The sequence below is a fragment of the Pseudomonas sp. LBUM1643 genome, assembly GCF_059716215.1.
This window is the reverse complement of record NZ_CP166813.1, coordinates 3,220,652-3,238,001: the sequence shown is the minus strand read 5'-3', so window position 1 is coordinate 3,238,001 and position 17,350 is coordinate 3,220,652. Positions and strand designations below refer to the sequence as shown.

At 59.3% G+C, this 17,350-nt stretch carries 15 protein-coding genes; 5 read left to right on the top strand and 10 right to left on the bottom strand.

The window, feature by feature from the left end; all coding sequences use genetic code 11:
- The first annotated feature begins 9 nt into the window (after nt 1-9).
- From ACA063_RS14575 to ACA063_RS14565, 3 genes are all read left to right on the top strand, one after another.
- Nucleotides 10-1,203 (top strand): acetyl-CoA C-acyltransferase, encoded by a 1,194-nt coding sequence (locus tag ACA063_RS14575; protein ID WP_497662185.1) that lies wholly within the window; start codon nt 10-12, stop codon nt 1,201-1,203.
- Nucleotides 1,204-1,348: 145 nt separating this feature from the next.
- Entirely contained in the window at nt 1,349-2,476 is a 1,128-nt protein-coding gene (locus ACA063_RS14570) for an acyl-CoA dehydrogenase (RefSeq protein WP_497662184.1), read from the top strand.
- Between the two features lie 158 nt (nt 2,477-2,634).
- Nucleotides 2,635-3,408: an enoyl-CoA hydratase gene (locus tag ACA063_RS14565; RefSeq protein WP_497662183.1), complete on the top strand. Its 774-nt coding sequence runs from the start codon at nt 2,635-2,637 to the stop codon at nt 3,406-3,408.
- Between the two features lie 111 nt (nt 3,409-3,519).
- On the opposite strand, the gene ACA063_RS14560 is transcribed toward ACA063_RS14565, so the two are convergent.
- From ACA063_RS14560 to ACA063_RS14550, 3 genes are all read right to left on the bottom strand, one after another.
- Nucleotides 3,520-4,671, bottom strand: coding sequence for an acyl-CoA dehydrogenase family protein (locus ACA063_RS14560; protein WP_490148105.1), 1,152 nt, complete (start codon nt 4,669-4,671; stop codon nt 3,520-3,522).
- 3 nt (nt 4,672-4,674) lie between these two features.
- Complete coding sequence (locus tag ACA063_RS14555) at nt 4,675-5,781, bottom strand: enoyl-CoA hydratase/isomerase family protein (protein ID WP_497666449.1); 1,107 nt, start codon at nt 5,779-5,781, stop codon at nt 4,675-4,677.
- 268 nt (nt 5,782-6,049) lie between these two features.
- A complete protein-coding gene (locus ACA063_RS14550) occupies nt 6,050-6,757 on the bottom strand; it encodes an HPP family protein (RefSeq protein ID WP_497666448.1) in 708 nt (235 codons plus the stop codon).
- 344 nt (nt 6,758-7,101) lie between these two features.
- Between ACA063_RS14550 and ACA063_RS14545 the strand changes: the two genes are divergently transcribed.
- Complete coding sequence (locus tag ACA063_RS14545) at nt 7,102-8,040, top strand: site-specific integrase (protein ID WP_497666447.1); 939 nt, start codon at nt 7,102-7,104, stop codon at nt 8,038-8,040.
- 444 nt (nt 8,041-8,484) lie between these two features.
- Here the strand turns inward: ACA063_RS14545 and ACA063_RS14540 are convergent, their stop codons facing one another.
- The 7 genes from ACA063_RS14540 to ACA063_RS14510 form a co-directional block, all read right to left on the bottom strand.
- Nucleotides 8,485-9,039, bottom strand: a complete 555-nt coding sequence (locus ACA063_RS14540) for a PqiC family protein (RefSeq protein ID WP_497666446.1) — start codon at nt 9,037-9,039, stop codon at nt 8,485-8,487.
- Nucleotides 9,040-9,056: 17 nt separating this feature from the next.
- Nucleotides 9,057-10,712, bottom strand: a complete 1,656-nt coding sequence (locus ACA063_RS14535) for a PqiB family protein (RefSeq protein WP_497666445.1) — start codon at nt 10,710-10,712, stop codon at nt 9,057-9,059.
- Nucleotides 10,693-11,340 carry a paraquat-inducible protein A gene (locus ACA063_RS14530; protein WP_497666444.1) on the bottom strand — a complete coding sequence of 216 codons (648 nt, stop codon included), beginning with the start codon at nt 11,338-11,340 and terminating at the stop codon, nt 10,693-10,695. Before ACA063_RS14530 ends, ACA063_RS14535 begins: the two co-directional genes overlap by 20 nt.
- A complete protein-coding gene (locus ACA063_RS14525) occupies nt 11,337-11,933 on the bottom strand; it encodes a paraquat-inducible protein A (RefSeq protein ID WP_162440451.1) in 597 nt (198 codons plus the stop codon). The genes ACA063_RS14530 and ACA063_RS14525 overlap by 4 nt, the downstream gene beginning before the upstream one ends.
- Before the next feature lie 233 nt (nt 11,934-12,166).
- Nucleotides 12,167-13,468: an NAD(P)/FAD-dependent oxidoreductase gene (locus ACA063_RS14520; RefSeq protein WP_497666443.1), complete on the bottom strand. Its 1,302-nt coding sequence runs from the start codon at nt 13,466-13,468 to the stop codon at nt 12,167-12,169.
- A complete protein-coding gene (locus ACA063_RS14515) occupies nt 13,465-14,553 on the bottom strand; it encodes a polyamine ABC transporter substrate-binding protein (RefSeq protein WP_497666442.1) in 1,089 nt (362 codons plus the stop codon). Before ACA063_RS14515 ends, ACA063_RS14520 begins: the two co-directional genes overlap by 4 nt.
- A 218-nt stretch (nt 14,554-14,771) precedes the next feature.
- The gene (locus ACA063_RS14510) at nt 14,772-16,130 is read right to left on the bottom strand and encodes a glutamine synthetase family protein (protein WP_497666441.1); all 1,359 of its coding nucleotides are present in this window, start codon (nt 16,128-16,130) and stop codon (nt 14,772-14,774) included.
- Nucleotides 16,131-16,291: 161 nt separating this feature from the next.
- Here ACA063_RS14510 and ACA063_RS14505 point away from each other — a divergent pair, with 161 nt between their 5' ends.
- Nucleotides 16,292-17,212, top strand: coding sequence for a helix-turn-helix domain-containing protein (locus ACA063_RS14505; RefSeq protein ID WP_497666440.1), 921 nt, complete (start codon nt 16,292-16,294; stop codon nt 17,210-17,212).
- Nucleotides 17,213-17,350 lie beyond the last annotated feature (138 nt).

Genomic DNA, 17,350 nt, shown 5'->3' with positions numbered 1-17,350 from the left:
GAATTTGTCATGACACTTGCCAACGATCCGATTGTTATTGTCAGCGCTGTCCGCACCCCGATGGGTGCTTTCCAGGGCGAACTGAAAAGCCTGACTGCGCCGCAACTGGGCGCTGCTGCCATTCGCGCCGCCGTAGAGCGCGCGGGTATCAAGCCTGAATCCGTCGAAGAAGTGCTGTTCGGCTGCGTGCTGTCCGCAGGCCTTGGTCAGGCACCTGCGCGCCAGGCCGCGCTCGGCGCCGGGCTGGATAAATCGACCCGCTGCACCACGCTGAACAAAATGTGCGGTTCGGGCATGGAAGCGACAATGCTGGCCCATGACATGCTCGTCGCCGGCAGCGTCGACGTGGTGGTCGCCGGCGGCATGGAAAGCATGTCCAACGCGCCGTACCTGCTGGACCGCGCACGTGCCGGCTACCGCATGGGCCACGGTCGTGTGCTCGATCATATGTTCCTTGACGGCCTCGAAGACGCCTATGACAAAGGCCGCTTGATGGGCACCTTCGCCGAGGATTGCGCCGAATCCAATGGTTTCACCCGTGAAGTCCAGGACGCATTCGCCATTACCTCGACGACCCGCGCACAGCAGGCCATCAAGGATGGCACCTTCAAAGACGAAATCGTGCCGCTGACGGTGACAATCGGCAAAGAACAGGTGCTGATCAGCAATGACGAGCAGCCACCGAAAGCCAAACTGGACAAGGTCGCTTCGCTGAAGCCGGCATTCCGTGAAGGCGGGACCGTGACGGCGGCGAACTCCAGCTCGATTTCCGACGGTGCCGCGGCGCTGGTGCTGATGCGCCGTTCCGAGGCCGAGAAACAAGGCTTGAAGCCTCTGGCAGTGATTCATGGTCACGCCGCGTTCGCCGACGCTCCGGGCCTGTTCCCGGTGGCGCCGGTGGGTGCGATCAAAAAGCTGATGAAGAAAACCGGCTGGTCGCTGGATGAAGTCGACCTGGTTGAGGTCAACGAGGCGTTCGCGGTGGTGAGCCTGGTGACCATGACCCAACTGGAGATCCCTCACGAGAAGGTCAATGTGCACGGTGGCGCGTGTGCCTTGGGGCACCCGATCGGTGCGTCTGGCGCGCGGATCCTCGTGACCTTGCTCTCGGCCCTGCGCCAGAAAGGCCTGAAACGCGGTGTTGCAGCCATCTGCATCGGCGGCGGTGAGGCAACGGCTATTGCAGTTGAGTGCCTGTACTAAGGTTTCTTGATCACCCTGCGCGGTTTCTGTAGGAGCTGCCGCAGGCTGCGATCTTTCGATGTTGCGGTGTTGATATTGCCCAAGATCAAAAGATCGCAGGCTGCGCCAGCTCCTACAGGGGCGATTGTAATTTTGAGGACTTCGCATGATTCCCAATGACGAACAAACACAAATCAGCGACGCGGCCCGGCAGTTTGCCCAGGAGCGGCTGAAGCCGTTCGCCGCGGAGTGGGATCGCTTGCATCGCTTCCCGACGGAGGCCATCGGCGAAATGGCCGAGCTGGGCTTTTTCGGCATGCTGGTTCCCGAGCAATGGGGCGGTTGTGATACCGGTTACCTGGCTTACGCCATGGCGCTGGAAGAAATCGCTGCCGGTGACGGCGCGTGCTCAACCATCATGAGCGTACACAACTCGGTGGGTTGCGTGCCCATCCTCAATTACGGCACCGATGACCAGAAAGAGCGCTTCCTCAAGCCTCTGGCCAGCGGCGCAATGCTCGGTGCCTTCGCCCTGACCGAGCCTCAGGCCGGTTCCGACGCCAGCGGCCTGAAAACCCGCGCACGCCTGGAAGGTGACCACTACGTGCTCAACGGCTGCAAACAGTTCATCACGTCCGGGCAGAACGCCGGCGTGGTGATCGTGTTCGCCGTCACCGATCCGAGTGCCGGCAAGCGCGGCATTACGGCGCTGATCGTGCCGACCGACTCGCCGGGCTATAAAGTCGCCCGCGTGGAAGACAAACTCGGCCAGCATGCTTCCGATACCTGCCAGATTCTGTTCGAAGACGTGAAAGTACCCGTGGCCAATCGATTGGGAGAGGAGGGTGAGGGCTATCGAATTGCCCTCGCCAACCTTGAGGGTGGTCGTGTAGGCATCGCTTCGCAATCGGTGGGCATGGCCCGCGCTGCGTTTGAAGCGGCCCGCGACTATGCACGTGAGCGTGAAAGCTTTGGCAAGCCGATCATCGAACATCAGGCGGTGGCGTTCCGTCTCGCGGACATGGCGACGCAGATTGCCGTGGCCCGGCAGATGGTGCATTACGCCGCCGCGTTGCGCGACAGTGGCAAGCCTGCGTTGGTCGAAGCCTCAATGGCCAAGCTGTTTGCTTCGGAAATGGCCGAAAAGGTCTGTTCCGCAGCGTTGCAAACCCTGGGCGGCTACGGCTACCTGAACGACTTTCCGGTGGAGCGGATCTACCGCGACGTGCGGGTTTGCCAGATCTACGAAGGAACCAGCGATATTCAGCGCATGGTCATTTCTCGCAGTCTTTAACAAGGAACCCCTGTAATAGCTGTGTAGGAGCTGTCGAGTGAAACGAGGCTGCGATCTTTTGATCCTGTTTTTTAAGAAGCCAGATCAAAAGATCGCAGCCTCGTTTCACTCGACAGCTCCTACGGGGGCTTGGCGTAAACAATGCTTAGGAGTCATACATGAGTTACGAAACGATTTTGCTGGAAATCCACGGTCGAGTGGGCCTGATCACTCTTAACCGCCCACAAGCGCTAAACGCGTTGAACGCGCAGATTGTCAGCGAGCTCAACCACGCCCTCGATGGCCTGGAAGCTGATTCGAACATCGGCTGCATCGTGCTGACCGGTTCGAAGAAAGCCTTCGCCGCCGGCGCCGACATCAAGGAAATGGCCGAGCTGACGTACCCGCAGATCTACCTCGATGACCTGTTCAGCGACAGTGATCGCGTGGCCAATCGCCGCAAGCCGATCATCGCTGCGGTTAACGGTTTTGCCTTGGGCGGCGGTTGTGAACTGGCGCTGATGTGCGATTTCATCCTGGCCGGCGACAACGCTCGATTCGGCCAGCCGGAAATCAACCTTGGCGTGCTGCCAGGCATGGGCGGCACTCAGCGCCTGACCCGAGCCGTGGGTAAGGCCAAGGCCATGGAAATGTGCCTGAGCGGGCGATTGATTGATGCGGTTGAAGCGGAACGCTGCGGGATCGTGGCGCGGATTGTGCCAGCTGATGAGCTGTTGAAAGAGGCGTTGAAGGTTGCCGAGAAGATCGCCCAGAAGTCGTTGCCGATTGCGATGATGGTCAAGGAAAGCGTCAACCGTGCGTTTGAAGTGAGCTTGTCCGAAGGTGTGCGCTTTGAGCGCCGGGTGTTCCATGCGGCGTTTGCGACGCAGGATCAAAAAGAAGGGATGGCGGCATTTATTGCCAAGCGTGACGCGCAGTTCCAAGGGAAGTGATGTAGCGTTTTCAGCGACGTCATCGCGAGCAAGCTATGCTCCCACAGGGTTTCTCATCAGCACTAGAGATCTACTGTGGGAGCAAAGCTTGCTCGCGATGCTTTTAACGGTTCAAACCAGGTAATGCTTGAGTTCGCGAGCAATCACCATCCGCTGTATCTCGCTCGACCCTTCATAAATCTGCGTGATCCGCGCATCCCGGTAGTAACGCTCCACCGGGTAATCCTCCAGATACCCATACCCGCCATGAATCTGCATCGCTGACGAGCAGACCTTTTCGGCCATTTCCGACGCAAACAGCTTCGCTTGTGAAGCCTCCGACAGACACGGCTTGCCGGCACTGCGCAGGCGTGCGGCATGCAGGATCAGCAAGCGCGCTGCGTTCAGGCGGGTGTGCATGTCGGCCAGCAGGTTGGCAATGCTCTGGTGTTCGATGATCGGCTTGTCAAACTGCACGCGATCGCGCGAGTAAGCCAATGCCGCTTCAAACGCCGCCCGTGCAATGCCCAGGGCCTGCGCCGCGATGCCAATTCGTCCGCCTTCGAGATTGGACAGGGCAATCGCCAGCCCTTTACCGCGTTCACCCAGCAGGTTGGCTTCGGGAATCGTGCAATTGCTCAAGGTCACCGCACAGGTATCGGACGCACGAATGCCCATCTTGTGCTCGGTGCGATCGACGATGAAGCCTGCGGTGTCGGTAGGTACCAGGAACGCCGAAATTCCGCGCTTGCCCAGGTCCGGGTCGGTGACCGCAAACACGATCGCCAGCTTGGCGCGCTTGCCGTTACTGACAAATTGCTTGGCGCCATTGATGACCCACTGGCCATCACGCAGTTCGGCGCGAGTGCGCAGGTTGTGGGCTTCGGAACCGGCCTGGGGTTCCGTCAGGCAGAAACAACCGATGGCCTGGCCGCTGGCGAGGTCCGGTAACCAGGTTTTCTTCTGTTCTTCGGTGCCGTAGTTCAGGACTGGCCCGCAACCTACGGAGTTGTGGATGCTCATCAGTGCGCCTGTGGCTCCGTCGCCAGCGGAGATTTCTTCCACTGCCAGGGCATAGGCGACGTAGTCCACGTAAGTGCCGCCCCATTCTTCGGGCACCACCATGCCCAACAGGCCCAATTCACCCATCTTCGCCACCAGACCGTCGTCGATCCAGCCGGCCTTTTCCCAGGCTTGTGCATGGGGCGCGATTTCGCCACGGGCAAAATCCCGGGCCATGTCGCGGATCATCACTTGTTCTTCGCTCAATTCGATATCGTGCATGACTCAGCTCCCGCTCTGGTCGAAGCCTGTGAAGAAACTCGCGACATGCTCGGCATCCAGCGCCTGCAAGGTCGGAGGATTCCAGCGTGGCGTTTTGTCTTTGTCGATCAGCAACGCACGTACGCCCTCGATCAGGTCACCGCGCTCGAACCACTGGCGGTCCAGGTGCAACTCGAGGGCAAAGCAGTCTTCCAGGCTCAGGTGCCGACCGCGTCGCAGCATCTCCAGCGTGACGCCCATTGCCAATGGCGAGCGGCTTTCCAGCAGATCCGCAGTGACGAGCGCCCATTCATGACTGTCCGCGACCGTTACTTCACGCAGTTGCTCCACCATACTCGGCACATCGGGCAGGGCGAAGAAGTGGTCGATGGCCGGGCGCAACGTCGCCAGAGGTGCATCGGACAGCTGTTGTACCGCGAATTGTGCGAGTACGCCTTGCAGGTCCTTGAGCGGCGAGTCTTGCCAATCCAGTTGATCAAGTTTTTCGTCGAGCAATTCCAGTTTGGCGCTGTCCAGGTACCAGTCCGCCAACCCGCAGTAGAGCGCGTCGGCGGCGCGAATCTGTACGCCACTGACCCCTAGATAGATCCCCAGCTCACCGGGAATGCGCGGCAGGAAATAGCTGCCGCCCACATCCGGGAAATACCCGATGCCCACTTCCGGCATCGCCAGGCGGCTTTTCTCGGTGACGACGCGTAAATCGGCGCCTTGTACCAGACCCATGCCGCCACCCAGGACAAACCCGTCCATCAAGGCCAGGATCGGTTTGCGGTAGTGGTGGATCGCGAGATCGAGGGCATATTCCTCGACGAAGAAATCCTCATGCAGCGTGTCGCCGCTTTTGAAGCTGTCGTACAGCGAGCGGATGTCGCCACCGGCACAGAAAGCCTTCTCGCCAGCACCGCGCAGCACCACGGCGTGCACGTTCGCATCGATCGCCCAGGCGTCGAGCTGGCGCTGAAGGTTGCGGACCATGTCCAGGGTCAGGGCGTTAAGGCCGGAGGGGCGATTGAGGGTCAGGTGACCGATGTGGTTGCGGACCTCGGCCAGCACCGCGTTTTGCGTGGCATCCATCGACTGAGTCGCTGGAGAAGAAACCTGAGCAGTCATCACTAACTCCCTGCTTTTATTGTTCTTTATCAAGAAGCTCGCACGCGAGCGATCCCGGATCGTACCAGTGCAAATTTGTGATGTACAACCGGGATATGTGCAGGCTCTGTTTGCGTTTTTGCAGGGGTTAAATACTCACCCCAAACACTGTGGGAGCGAGCCTGCTCGCGAATGCGGCGTGTCAGTCACTGTTGATGTCGACTGACCGGGACCTATCGCGAGCAGGCTCACTCCCACAGGTGTTTCAACAGGGTATAGGCGGGTGTACTCACGGGCTGCGACTCAACACCTCGCCAATACTGCGACGCCTTGCGTGCAGTTCACTGGCATGGATCAGTTGCTCAAGATCTTCGGGGGTGACGTCGTAGAAGGCTTCCATGTCGGCCAGGGCCAGTTTCAGGTCCTCGGCAGTGATGGCTTGACTGTCTACCGGCAGGTGATCGGCCGGTACCCGGGCGACGGGTTCGCTGGCCCGTTTGGGGTATCGAATCCGCGTCAGGTTGTTATAGGCCAATGCCCACAACAGCAGGATAAAGGCGCCGAGCATCACCGGCGCCAGTGCTTTCCAGTCCAGGGCAATGGTCGCCGGATCGGCCAGCACTAGCGTCAACGCCAGGGCACCGGCCGGTGGGTGCAAGCAACGCAGCCAGCACATCAGAATCAGTGCCAGACCGGCCGCCAGGCAAGCACTGGTCAGCGTCCGGCCCATAAAGTGGGCCACGAGCAGGGCAACCACGGCTGCACTCAGGTAGCCGCCCAGAATTGACCATGGCTGCGCGAGGGCGCCGGAGGACACGGCGAACAACAGCACCGCCGACGCACCCAGCGGGCCGATCAGGTGTTGCGCCACTTCAATACCGAACACCTGGCTGCACAACCAAACGCTGAACAACGTGCCTGATGCCATGCCAATCGCGGCTCGGCTCCATTCGGTAGGGCGGGTATTGATGGCGGCGGGTATCCAGCGAGCAAGCATCAGGCAAAAGGTCCGTTCAAAATCAGTGCAAAAAAAAGGCTCGGCTGGGTTACCCAGAAAGCCCTTGAAGGTGTTCCAACTATTGGGGGAGGAACGTGCACAGTGTGCCGCGCTCGATGACCGCTGACAAATTCATATTAATGTTGTTTCAGTGCATTTTATTTGCTGTTATCGGGGCGAACAGTCTTCGGGCTCTTTGTATAAGCTGCCGCAGGCTGCGTTCTCCTGATCTTCATAAAAAATCACTGCCTGCGGCAGTTCCTACAGAGAGCGCAGGTGGTTCAAATTGCTCTAAAGTATGAACAAGTTGTTTAATGAACTGATTTCTCTTAGGGCCGTTTCGTTTGATTGACTTACCCGCTACCGATTCCAACCTTTCAAAACCCAATCCTCTAACCCTGTATCTGGCGCGACTGGCCCCCTCCAGCCAATTGACCATGCGCTACGTTCTGCAGGACGCGGCCGACCGCCTGGGCTTCGAGGATGTGAACATCGAGGAGATTCCCTGGCATCAGTTGCAGCCGGAGAACGTCGTTGCGCTGGTCGCCGCCCTGCGCGAGGACGGCTATGCACCGAATACCTCTTCGCTGTACGTCAACGCCGTACGTGGCGTGATGAACGAAGCGTGGCGCATGAGTTTGATCAGCCAGGATCACTTGCTGAAGATGCGCTCGGTAAAGGGCATGGCCGGGACGCGACTTTCCCAGGGCCGTAACCTCAGGCGTTCGCTGATTCAGGAATTGATGGCCGTGTGCGCGGCTGATCCACGTCCCCAAGGCCTTCGGGATGCGGCAATCATCGCCATTCTGTATGGGTCCGGGATGCGCAAGTCGGAGTCGGTCAATCTCGATCTTGGTCAGGTTGATTTCAACGAGCGCAGCCTGCGGGTCACCGGCAAAGGCAACAAGCAACTGATCAAGTATGCGCCGGCCTGGGCGTTCGCCAAACTCGATGCCTGGCTTGAACTGCGTCGTTCACACCTCAAGGAAGGTGAGGCGGATGACCCGTTCCTGTTCAACCGCATTCGCCGTGGCAGCCATATCACCCGCGAGCGCATTACCAAACATGCGATCTATTACATTGCCCGGCAGCGGGGCGCTCAGGTCGGGGTGAAGATCATGCCCCATGACTTTCGGCGTTCGTTCATCACCCGGGTCATCGAAGAGCATGACCTGTCGATTGCGCAGAAGCTGGCGCATCACAGCAACATTCAAACCACTGCGAACTATGACGTGCGCGATGACAATGAACGTCGGCGTGCGGTGGACCGTTTTGATCTGTGACGGGCAGGTCTGTTGATCGATAGCACTCAGGGCCGGCATGACCACCGCACCGCTGCTCCCACAGGGAATCTGCGTTCACCGCTGATCAAAGGTGGGAGTGAGCCTGCTCGCGATGGGGGTGTGTCAGGCAGCATGATTTCATCTGACACGACGCCATCGCCGGCAAGCCAGCTCCCACAGGGGATCTCGGTTAGTCACGGATTTTGTGTTGCCCGCTGATCAAAGGTGGGAGTGAGCCTGCTCGCGATGGGGGTGTGTCAGGCAGCATGATTTCATCTGACACGACGCCATCGCCGGCAAGCCAGCTCCCACAGGGAATCTCGGTTAGTCACGGATTTTGTGTTGCCCGCTGATCAAAGGTGGGAGTGAGCCTGCTCGCGATGGGGGTGTGTCAGGCAGCATTGATTTCGTTTGACACGACGCCACCGCGAGCAAGCTTTGCTTCTACGACGCAGGGCATCCTCGTTGCGTGCCATTGGCTGCCTGGCTGATCAGCGCGGCCAGGCGTTTGACGTTGTTTTGCTGGGCCGCCACCAGGTCATCAATCGTCGGTCCGGACGGTGTTCGCAAGGCGCTACGGCACGTCACCATCGAGTTTTCGCTTTGACCGAGCTCGCGCAGTCGCCACTTGACGTCGATCAACCCGTATTGCCCCGGAATCGAGTCAAATCGCTGTATATCCAGGCGCACCGACACCTTGCGTTGCGGATTGCTGTTGACCATCTGATCGACCAGCGCGCTGCGCAACTCGTCGGCCAGACTTGCCCCCCACCAGTCAGTCTCGAGAATCGCCATGCCGGTGTTGCCCTGGCGCACAACGATCTGCGGACGATCGACCTGTGGCGGGACACTCAGGCTCTCAATCCTGATGTCCGCGTTGGTTCTTGAGTTCACGTTCGGCTGGGCCGGGGTCAAGGTATGGAATTGAATGGGGTCGCTGCGACAGGCGGCGAGCAACGCCAATGCGGCGACCAACGTCATCTTCAGCGGAAAAGCCATGGGTGATGCTCCTGTGGTCATTTGCTCGGCGGCCCTTGCAGATCAATCGGTGCGGCATTTTCCGGGCGGCCGCGGATCAGCGATTCCGGATGCCGTCCGAGGTAGTCCGCAAGGTCGCGCAAGGAGCGCGATGTGCGGCCGAGATCGTCCAGGGTCTCGGACAGTTTTTCCCGTTGCGGTGAGTCTTCAGCCAGGGTCGAGTTGGCTGATTGCAGGGTCTTGCTGACATCCGCGAGCGTGTTCTGCACGCCGGGCAACGTCTTGGCATTGAATTGCGTCAGGCCTTTGCGCAGCTCGACGAGGTTGCTGTCGAGGTTGTTGGCGATGCGCTCGATGGGCAGTTTGTTGATCTTGTCGACCATGGCCTCCAATTTTCCCTGCAACTCTTCAAGACTGCCTGGCACGGTCGGAATGCTGACGGGACGGGCATTCGCATCGAAGACGACTTTGTCGGCCTTGGGGTAGAAGTCCAGCGCGATGTACAACTGACCGGTCAATAGGTTGCCGCTACGCGCCTGGGCGCGCAGGCCGTTTTCGACAAATGTACCCATCAACCGAATGCCTCCGGCTTCGTCGTTGGGATCGTGATTCAAGGCCTTGAGCATTTTAGTGTGCGCCGTGCCAAGTCGCTGCGGGTAGATCACAATGCCGACATTGACCGGGAAACTGCGTTGTTTGGCGTCGTAATCCAGGTTTATTGAGACCACCCGACCAAATTCCATGCCAAGGAATTCGACTGGCGCACCGACCTTGAGCCCGCGCAAGGCCTGGTCGAAGCGGAGTGTCAGGTACTGCGCCTTGCCGTTGGGTGGAGCGAGGGCGGTTTGCTGATCTTCGAACAGTTCATAGGCATATTCTTCAGCGGCAGGTTTGTCGTCGGGGCTGTATTGCGGCGCGCGGAAGGCGATTCCCCCAACCAGCATCGAAGACAGCGATTCGGTTTTCAACGCAAAGCCGTTGGCACCGACACTGACGTCGATACCGCTGGCGTTCCAGAAGCGGGTGTTTTCCGTGACATACGCGTCATTGGGCGCGTGGATGAACACTTCGATATTGACGCCTTTGCCATCGGCATCCAGCGCGTACGCCACCACCTGACCGACCGGAATCTTGCGGTAGTAAACCGGCGAGCCGATGTCCAGCGAACCCAGGTCTTCGGTGTGCAACGTGAAGCGCTTGCCCGGCTCACCGTAGGTAATGGGCGGCGGATTCTCCAGGCCCTGGAAATTCTTCGCGCGGCCGTTGGCCTGGCCGATGTCGGCGCCGATGTAATCACCGGACAGCAGGGTATCGATGCCCGACACGCCGCCAGCACCAATGCGTGGCCGCACGACCCAGTATTGCGAGTCCTCACGGGTAAAACTTTCTGCCTGCTTGGCCAGTTTGATCGTGGCGTTGACGCTCTTCTGGTCATCGCTCAACTCAACGTCCGATACATGACCGATGACCACGTTGCGGTATTTGACTTCGGTCTTGTTGGCGACCAGGCCATTACCGGTCTTGAAGTTGATGGTGATCGTCGGACCTTCCTGCATGACGCTGTGCACCACCAGTGAAATGCCCACCAACACGGCAACGATGGGCACGATCCATACCAGCGATACACTGAAACGACGCGTCTTTATCGGGGCCTGGCCAGGGGGCTGGGCCCCATCAGTGACTTGCGACTTCATCCATGACCTCCTCGTTAATGTTCTTTTCGGTCCAAATCAGGCGCGGGTCGAAGCTCATTGCCGACAGCATGGTAAAGATCACCACCAGCCCGAAAAACAGAATGCCCGGGCGCGGCTCGATATCGGCCAATGCTTGAAACTTCACCAGCGCGGCCACCAATGCGACCACGATCACGTCGAGCATCGACCAGTAACCGATGACTTCGACAAAACGGTACAACTTCGAGCGCTCTTTGCGTGCCCATTGGCTGTCACGCTGGACCGTCACCAGCAGCAGTGTCAGGGCGACAAACTTGATGCCTGGCACCGCGATGCTGGCGATGAAAATAATCAGGGCGATGTCCCAGGCACCGGCCTCCCAGAACTCGATGACGCCGGTCATGATCGTACTGTCGGCGCCGTTGCCGACCATCTTGGTGTTCATCACCGGCAGCAGATTGGCCGGTACGTAAAACGCCAAAGCGGTGAACATGTAGGCCCAGGTACGTGTCAGTGAGTTCGGTTTATACCGATGCAACGGCGCGCCGCAGCGTTCGCATTCATCCGGTTCGTGGGTCATGTCACAGGCAAGTCCGCAGGCGTGACACAGGCACAGGTTGAGTTCGCTCGCCACTGGAGGTCGGTTCATAAGGTATCCCACAGATCACGGACATCGCGCCCGGCGATGCGGATCATCATCAAGCTCAGCACGGCCAGCGCAAACAGGCCGATGCCGGGCAACACGTCGAGCAGTCCCGCGAGTTTGATCACGGCGACCATGGCGCCTAGCAGGCAGACTTCGAGCATGCTCCAGGGCCTGAGGGTTTCCAGCCAGCGCATGCAGAATTTGAAACCGGGCGCTCGCTGGTGGGCCAGGCCGAAACTCAGGACCCAGATCAACAGCAACAGCTGGAAAATCGGAGCGATGATCATGGCGATCGCCGCCACCATCGCGATAAAGGTGATCGGCCCCTGGCTGAGCGCCAGGACTGAATCCCACAGCGTCGCGCTGTTTTTCAGGCCCTTGAGGCTGATACTCATCACCGGGTAGAAGTTGGTAAAAATCCACACCACCAGCGCGGTCAGGCTCAATGCCAGGCGCTGTTCGATCGTCAGGCCGTTATAACGCTGAAGCACGCCGCCACAGCGTGTGCACAGGGTTTTTTGGTGTTTGGCGAGCGTCACTTTTTCATACACACAGTCACAGTGCTCGCAGATGATCAAATGGTCAGTGGTGGCCATGGGTCGCGCTCAATAGGAGGCAGGAAAGGCAGAGCACATCATCAATATAGAAGTGAGTGGCGATTGAGCAAATCGAAAGGTGAGCGAAAGAGATGAATGTAAGGGTGTCGGCAATGAATTTCCCCTGTAGGAGCTGCCGCAGGCTGCGATCTTTTGATCTTAAAAACAAAGATCAAAAGATCGCAGCCTGCGGCAGCTCCTACAGGGGAGGGTGATTCAGGCGCTGCGTGTGTTCAGCCCAGCATTTCACGCAACCGATACCAGAACATCCCCAGCGCCAGCAATGGCGAGCGCAGCAGCGGGCCACCGGGGAAGGTCATGTGCGGCACGGCGCTGAACACATCAAAGCCTTGGCTATGCCCGGCATGAATTGCTTCACCCAGCAGTTTGGCGCACCAGTGGGTTACGTTCAGGCCATGGCCGGAGTAACCCTGGGCATAGAACACGTTCGGGTGTTGACTCAAACGCCCCACCTGCGGGAAGCGATTGGCCGAAATGCCGATCTTGCCGCCCCATTGATAATCAATGCGAACATCGGCCAGTTGCGGGAACACCTTGAGCATTTGCGGGCGCATGTAGGCGGTGATGTCTGCCGGGTCCCGTCCGGAGTAATGACAGGCGCCACCGAACAGCAAACGCCGATCCGCCGAAAGCCGGTAGTAATCCAGGCCCACCTTCTGATCGCACAACGCCAGGTTGTGCGGGATCAATTGTGCAGCCACTTCAGGCGCCAACGGTTCGGTGGCGATGATGTAGCTGCCGGCCGGTAGCACCTTACCGCTGAGTTTGGGTTCCAGTTTGTCCAGATGCGCATTGCACGCCAGCACCAACTGGCCGGCGCGTACTGTGCCGCCGGCGCAGCGAACCTGCACCGTGTCGCCATGGATCAGCTCCAGCACCGGGCTCTGCTCGAAGATCCGCACCCCGAGAGAGTCGGCCACGCGCGCTTCACCCAGGATCAGGTTGAGCGGGTGCAGATGCCCCGAACCCATGTCGACCAGGCCACCGGCATACACCCCGGTATTCACCACTTGCTCGCGAATCTGTCCAGGCCCGACGAGGCGGGTCTCATGGGCATAACCCGATTGCGCCAGTGCCTGTTGCTCGACCTTGAACGCCGCAAATTGCGCCGGGGTATTGGCCAGTTCGCAAAAGCCCCAGCGCAGGTCGCAATCGATCGCGTGTTCGCGGATGCGATTGCCGACCAATTCCACTGATTCGGTGCCTGCACGCTCCATATAGCGCACGCCTTCCTGCCCGACATAGCGGGCGAACCCGCTGACGTCATGGCCGATGCCGCGAATCAGTTGCCCGCCGTTGCGCCCACTGGCACCCCAGCCGATCCGTCGCGCCTCCAGAAGGATCACCGAGAGCCCGCGTTGCGCGAGTTCGATGGCGGTGTTGACCCCAGTGAAGCCGCCGCCGATCACGCAGACATCAGCCACCAGGTCCGTTGCCAGGGTCGGGTAGGGCGCCATGCCCTTGGCGGTGGCGGCGTAATAAGAATGCGCGTGTTCCTGGGTGTACTGATTCATTTGTTGGACTTCACTTTGCTCCAGGAGCGGGTCATCAGTCGCATGATCGACTGGGGCGGGGTGGTCGAGATGTAGAGTTTATCGAGCACTTCCTGAGGCGGGTACACCTCTGGATTGTTCACCAGTTCCGGGTCCATGTACTGCTTGGCGGCCGGGTTGGGGTTGGCGTAACCGACGGACGCACTGACCTTGGCAATCACTTGCGGGTCGAGCAGGTAGTTGATGAAAGCATGGGCTTCTTTCGGGTTGCTGGCGTCGGCCGGAATCGCCAACAGGTCGAACCACAGGTTGCTGCCTTCCTTGGGAATGGCGTACGCGATGTTGACGCCGTTCTTCGCTTCCTTCGCACGGTTCGCGGCCTGAAACACGTCACCCGAGTAACCGAACGCTACGCAGATGTCGCCGTTGGCCAGGTCCGATACGTATTTGGAGGAGTGGAAGTAGGTGATGTACGGCCGGATGCTGAGCAATTTGGCTTCGGCTTTTTTGAAGTCTTCGGGGTTTTCGCTGCGCGGGTCCATGCCCATGTAATTGAGGACGGCCGGGAACACTTCGTCCGCCGAGTCCATCATCGACACTCCGCACTGGGAAAGCTTTTTAATGTTCTCGGGTTCGAACAGCACGGCCCAGGAATCGATGTGATCGATGCCCAGCACTTGCTTGACCTTGTCGACGTTGTAGCCGATGCCGTTGGTGCCCCACAGGTATGGGACCGAATGCTCGTTGTTCGGGTCGTTCTTCTCCAGCAGCGCCAGGAGTTTGGGGTCGAGATTTTTGAAGTTCGGCAGCTGTGCGCGATCCAGCTTCAGGAACGCGCCAGCTTTTACCTGGCGGGCCAGGAAGTGGTTGGACGGCACCACCACGTCGTAACCGGTGCGGCCAGCGAGTAACTTGCCTTCCAGTGTTTCATTGGAATCGAACACGTCGTAGATGACTTTGATCCCGGTTTTTGCCTGGAAGTCGGCGAGGGTGGTTTCGCCAATGTAATCGGTCCAGTTGTAGACGCTGACCTGGGGTTGGGCGTGCGCTACGGCGCTGAACAGAACGCTCAGGGCGACCGGAAGTACGGATTTCAACAGACGCATTTCGACACCTCTTGGATTATTGGATTTTTCAGGTGGTTCTCTGGTGCTTGGGCGGCCGCTATCGCTAGCAGGCTAGCTCCCACAGGGGAATGCATTCCAAATGCAGGGGGCCAGCCTGCTGGCTCTCACAGGGGAGTGCATTCCAAATTCACAGGGGAGTGCATTCCAAATGTGGGAGCTAGCCTGCTAGCGATGACGGTGGTACTGGCAACGAAGGACTAGACGCTGAACAACAGGAACTCACGCTCCCACGAGCTGATCACGCGCTTGAAGTTCTCGTGTTCTGCACGCTTGACCGCGACATAGCCGCGAACGAATTTGCTGCCCAGCACCTTTTCGATGGCTTCGCACTCTTCCATTTGCGTCAGGGCATCCTCGATGGTGATCGGCAGGCGCAGGTTGCGCCGCTCATAGGCCCGACCTTCAACTGCTGCGCTGGGTTCGACGCGCTCGACCATGCCGAGGTAGCCGCACAACAGGCTGGCGGCGATCGCCAGGTAAGGGTTGGCGTCAGCACCGGGCAGGCGGTTTTCCACGCGCATCGATTCAGGGCTCGAGGTCGGCACACGCAAGCCGACGGTGCGGTTTTCTTCGCCCCATTCGACGTTCACCGGTGCCGAGGTGTCCGGCAGGAAGCGGCGGAACGAGTTCACGTTGGGCGCGAACATCGGCAGTACTTTCGGAATGTACTTTTGCAGGCCACCGATGTGATGCAGGAACAGCTCGCTCATCGTCCCGTCAGCGTTGACGAAAATCGGCTGACCGGTGGCGATGTCCACCACACTCTGGTGGATGTGCATGGCGCTGCCCGGCTCGTCACCAATCGGCTTGGCCATGAACGTCGCTGCCACGTTGTGCTTGAGCGCAGCTTCGCGCATCGTGCGTTTGAACACGGTGATCTGATCGGCCAGGTCCAGCGCGTTGCCGTGCCGGAAGTTGATCTCCATCTGCGCCGGGCCGTCCTCGTGGATCAGCGTGTCGAGGTCCAGGCCTTGTAATTCGCACCAGTCGTAGACGTCTTCGAACAGCGGATCGAATTCGTTGGCAGCGTCGATGGAAAACGACTGGCGGCCACTTTCCGCGCGGCCCGAACGGCCCAGGGGCGCTTTGAGCGGCAGGTCCGGGTCTTCGCAACGCTGCGTGAGGTAGAACTCCATTTCCGGCGCGACAATTGGCCGCCAGCCTTTGTCGGTGTACAGCTGCAGGACTTTCTTCAATACGTTGCGTGGCGACAGTTCGATCGGGTTGCCGAACTTGTCAAAGGTGTCGTGGATCACGATGGCGGTCGGTTCGATGGCCCATGGCACCACGTAGACCGCGTCTGCATCGGGCTTGCAGACCATGTCGATGTCAGCCGGGTCGAGCAGGTCGTAGTAGATGTCGTCGTCGACGAAGTCCCCGGTTACCGTTTGCAACAGCACACTTTCCGGCAGGCGCATGCCTCGCTCATGCAGGAACTTGTTGGTGGGTGCAATTTTGCCGCGTGCAATGCCGGTCAGGTCGCTGACGACGCATTCGACTTCGGTAATCTTGTGATCTTTCAGCCACGTGAACAGCTGATCGAAGGGGACATTCATAAAGACCTCGTTATTGGTTTTATTAACGCCGGGGAGGGTGGTTTCATCCACCACACACTTCCCCTGAGACGCGTTGACGACTATCTTGGGCGAGCCTTGCAGATCCATCTATCCACTTTCAGCAGCACCAAAACGCACCAAAAGAGTGCGCAAGGTCACCCATGACAACGTTCAGTCCGTTACACGTCCAAGCGTTCAACACCGAAGATGTCGCCGAGCAAATCCGCGCCACGCCGGGTTGGGTGCAGCAGTACCAGCAGATGTCACCGGGGCATTTCGCCGGGCGGGTGCGCTATCTGGACCTGCAGGGCGTGGAAATCTACGAAGAGCAGATGAACACCCGGGTCGAGCAGAATTTCAGCGCGCCCGAAGGCTCGTTGGCGTTCTGTTTCGATCGCAGTGACAACGCGCTGTATGTGCTCAATGGCGAGAGCCGCAACATCTGGATCACCCCGGAGAACTACCAGGAAATCGCCGTGGTGTTCGGTCCGGAGTTCGTTCAACGTCATGGGCTGGATGTCGCCAGGCTGGAAGGTTTGTTCCTGGCTCCGCTGAATTCGGGGCAGAACGCGCTGTTCAGTCGCTGGCTCAGCAGCACCTTGACCCAACTCGCGCAGACCCTCGATCCCCCGAGCAAGGAAGCCTTGACCCAGCAGTTGCTGGAAGACTGCCTGTACCTGCTCGACAATGCCTGCGTGTGCCTTGATCGTGGGGGGTTGCAGCGTCGCACCGAGGAGCGTTCGGTGATGAAGCGCATCGGTGAATGGGCGGCGGATTCGCCTGAAGAAACGCTGAACCTGCTGGAGCTTTCGCAGATTGCCGGGGTGTCACTGCGTCAGGTGCAGCACGCGTTCAAAGCCTATACCGGCATGACCCCGACTCATTGGCTGCGCCTGCGCCGCCTCAACAGCGCACACCGCGAACTGCTCTGCCGCACGCCGATGGAAACCACCGTGGCCGAAGTCGCCATGAACTGGTCGTTCTGGCATCTGGGGCGGTTCTCCAGCAGTTATCGCGCGTTGTTCAAAGAGCTCCCGAGCGAAACCTTGAAGCGCAGCGCGCAGAGGCGAATTCCAGAGTAAAGCTCCCTGTGGCGAGGGAAGTTTACTCCCGCTCGGCTGCGCAGCAGTCGCACTCGCAGACGATTCGGTGTGACTGAAGCATGCAGGGGGCTGCTTCGCACCCCAGCGGGAGTAAACTCCCTCGCCACATGTGATTGA

Bases quoted from the DNA above. Each gene is read 5' to 3' on its own strand.
- ACA063_RS14540 (WP_497666446.1), bottom strand. From the start codon at position 9,039: ATGGCTTTTCCGCTGAAGATGACGTTGGTCGCCGCATTGGCGTTGCTC.
- ACA063_RS14575 (WP_497662185.1), top strand. From the start codon at position 10: ATGACACTTGCCAACGATCCGATTGTTATTGTCAGCGCTGTCCGCACC.
- ACA063_RS14560 (WP_490148105.1), bottom strand. From the start codon at position 4,671: ATGCACGATATCGAATTGAGCGAAGAACAAGTGATGATCCGCGACATG.
- ACA063_RS14505 (WP_497666440.1), top strand. From the start codon at position 16,292: ATGACAACGTTCAGTCCGTTACACGTCCAAGCGTTCAACACCGAAGAT.
- ACA063_RS14565 (WP_497662183.1), top strand. From the start codon at position 2,635: ATGAGTTACGAAACGATTTTGCTGGAAATCCACGGTCGAGTGGGCCTG.
- ACA063_RS14535 (WP_497666445.1), bottom strand. From the start codon at position 10,712: ATGAAGTCGCAAGTCACTGATGGGGCCCAGCCCCCTGGCCAGGCCCCG.
- ACA063_RS14515 (WP_497666442.1), bottom strand. From the start codon at position 14,553: ATGCGTCTGTTGAAATCCGTACTTCCGGTCGCCCTGAGCGTTCTGTTC.
- ACA063_RS14530 (WP_497666444.1), bottom strand. From the start codon at position 11,340: ATGAACCGACCTCCAGTGGCGAGCGAACTCAACCTGTGCCTGTGTCAC.
- ACA063_RS14525 (WP_162440451.1), bottom strand. From the start codon at position 11,933: ATGGCCACCACTGACCATTTGATCATCTGCGAGCACTGTGACTGTGTG.
- ACA063_RS14550 (WP_497666448.1), bottom strand. From the start codon at position 6,757: ATGCTTGCTCGCTGGATACCCGCCGCCATCAATACCCGCCCTACCGAA.
- ACA063_RS14510 (WP_497666441.1), bottom strand. From the start codon at position 16,130: ATGAATGTCCCCTTCGATCAGCTGTTCACGTGGCTGAAAGATCACAAG.
- ACA063_RS14520 (WP_497666443.1), bottom strand. From the start codon at position 13,468: ATGAATCAGTACACCCAGGAACACGCGCATTCTTATTACGCCGCCACC.
- ACA063_RS14555 (WP_497666449.1), bottom strand. From the start codon at position 5,781: ATGACTGCTCAGGTTTCTTCTCCAGCGACTCAGTCGATGGATGCCACG.
- ACA063_RS14570 (WP_497662184.1), top strand. From the start codon at position 1,349: ATGATTCCCAATGACGAACAAACACAAATCAGCGACGCGGCCCGGCAG.